The following is a 2,367-nucleotide window of genomic DNA, read 5'->3' as shown; positions in this document are numbered from 1 at the left end:
CCGCTCGCTGATGCTGGTGACGGCGCTGAACCCGCACATCGGCTACGACAAGGCCGCCTTCATTGCCAAAAAAGCGCACAAGGAAGGCAGCAGCCTGCGCGAGGCGGCCGTGGCCTCTGGCCATGTCACGGCCGAGCAGTTTGACGCTTGGGTGGTGCCACAGCACATGGTGTGAATCCGGCCCATGAAAAAAGCGCCAACCGCTATTTTTTAAATAGCTGTTAGCGCTTGATGGGTATGCGCTAGAGGCGGATTTTACTTATTTTTTGGTAACGGCCAGGGCTTGCGCGATCCAGCTGTCAAAAGTCTTTTGGTGGCCCTTGATCCAGGCGTCGGTGTGCGCTTCGATCTGCGTCTGCGCGTTTTCGCCGTTCTTCATGCGCTGGTTCTGGGCATTGATGTCGCCGACCGGCAGGCGCATCACTTCAAACAGCTTGGCCGCCGACGGGTTCTGGTCGGTGAAGGCCTTGTTGGCCACGATGCGCTGGGTGTTCAGCGTGAAGCCGTAGTTCTTGCCGTTGGGCAGCTTGGTGTCGAGCCTGGACTGCTCGCCAGGCAGGGACGAGAACGGCACTTCAAGCCAGACCACATCCTGGCCGGGACGCAGCACGCCGCTGACCCAGTACGGGGTCCAGGTGTAGTACAGCACCGGCTGGCCCTTCTTGAAGCGCGTGATGGTGTCGGCGATCAGCGCCGAATAGCTGCCCTGCGCATGGGAGACGGTGTCGCGCAAGCCGAAGGCGGTGAGCTGGTGCTCGATCACGGCTTCGCAGCCCCAGCCGGGGTTGCAGCCGGTCAGGTCGGCCTTGCCGTCGCCGGTGGCGTCAAACAGCTTGGCCAGCTTGGGGTCTTTCAGCTGGTCGATGTGGGTGATTTTGTACTTTTCAGCGGTTTTCTTGTCGATCAGGTAACCCTGGGCCGCATTGCTGGAGTAGACGCCTTTGCGAAACAGCTTGGCGTCGCCGCCGCCGTTTTTATAGAAGTCCGCATGCAGCGGGTCCCAGTGGTCGGCCAGAAAGGTGGCGTCGCCGTTGGCAATCGCAATGTGGCCGGTGGCCGCTTCGATTTCCTTGATCGGTTGCACATCAAAACCCAGTTTTTGCAGCCCGCGGCTGACCAGCAGCGTCTGGAAGGTTTCCTCGGCAATCGCGCTTTGCAGCGGCTGCACCTTGACGCCCTTGCCGGGCAGGTCAGCGGCGGCATGTGCGGCCAGGCCCAGGGCCAGTAAGCTGCCTGCAATCAGGGTGCGGGTGAAGTTTCGAGTGTTCATCATCAAGAAGAATCCTTTTCTGGGGTTAAAGAAAAAATGGCTGTGGAGGCAGGTGGGCGGTTACTGCGCCACCGGCCTGATTGCGGCTGGTGCCAGCGGCGCGGATGCCGGCTTGGCAGGTGCCGGCCGCCTGGGTTTGAGCAATCCCCAGACCAGGCCGGCCGGGCCGGTCTGCCACCAGTGGCGCACACCGCGGCGCGGCTGGCCCAGAGACTGGGTGATACGGTCCAGCGTGATGGCCAGCAGCACAATGCCCAGGCCGCCCACGGTGGCCAGGCCCATGTCGAGCCGCCCAATGCCGCGCAGCACCATCTGGCCCAGGCCGCCCACGGCGATCATCGAGGCGATCACCACCATCGACAGCGACAGCATCAGCGTCTGGTTGACGCCGGCCATGATGGACGGCATGGCCAGCGGCAACTGCACCTTGGTCAGCAACTGCAGCGGCGAGGCGCCATAGGCGCGGGCCGCCTCAATCAGGTCGGGCCGCACCTGGCGTATGCCCAGGTTAGTCAGGCGAATCAGCGGCGGCAGCGCAAAGATGATGGTGACGATCACGCCGGGCACGTTTCCAATGCCAAACAGCATTACCACCGGCACCAGGTAGACAAAAGCGGGCGTGGTCTGCATCGCGTCCAGCAGCGGACGCGTCAGGCGCTGGGCGCGGTCGCTGCTGGCCAGCAGGATGCCCACCGGCAGCCCGACGACCAGGCAAAACGCCAGCGACGTGAGTACCAGCGACAGCGTCACCATGGCTTCGGGCCAGATGCCCAGCATGGCCACCAGCAGCAGCGACACGATGGCGCCAGTCGCCAGCGCGCGGCCGGCAAACTGCCAGGCCAGCAGGCCGATAAACGCAATCATCGCCAGTGAAGGCACGCTTTGCAGCAGGCCTTCAACGCCGGTCAGGGTGCTGTCAATCGGCACGCGCACGGTCTGGAAAAAGGGGCGGAAGTTGTCCACCACCCAGGCCAGCCCCTGGTTGATCCAGCTTTCCACGGGTAGCGATCCGTCCCACAGTTGCTGAATCTGAAAGCCGGTGACGGTTTCGGTGTCGATGGCGGGCGCATCGAGCCAGTCGCTGGTGCCGCTGACGG

At 63.3% G+C, this 2,367-nt stretch carries 2 protein-coding genes and 1 pseudogene; 1 reads left to right on the top strand and 2 read right to left on the bottom strand.

Translation table 11 applies throughout. The features are described from left to right. Positions 1-175 (top strand): annotated as a pseudogene (locus IV091_RS18015) (class II fumarate hydratase); the annotation flags it as partial. Between the two features lie 84 nt (positions 176-259). Here IV091_RS18015 and proX read toward each other — a convergent pair. Together proX and proW are read right to left on the bottom strand one after the other, a co-directional pair. Next, positions 260-1,273, bottom strand: a complete 1,014-nt coding sequence (proX, locus tag IV091_RS18010) for a glycine betaine/L-proline ABC transporter substrate-binding protein ProX (RefSeq protein ID WP_293470795.1) — start codon at positions 1,271-1,273, stop codon at positions 260-262. Between the two features lie 57 nt (positions 1,274-1,330). Beyond that, on the bottom strand, positions 1,331-2,367 hold a 1,037-nt coding region (proW, locus tag IV091_RS18005), incomplete at its 5' end, for a glycine betaine/L-proline ABC transporter permease ProW (protein ID WP_293470793.1).

The sequence above is a fragment of the Polaromonas sp. genome, assembly GCF_018780625.1.
In the GTDB taxonomy this organism is placed as follows: domain Bacteria; phylum Pseudomonadota; class Gammaproteobacteria; order Burkholderiales; family Burkholderiaceae_C; genus Polaromonas.
This window is presented reverse-complemented; position numbering and strand designations above follow the sequence as displayed.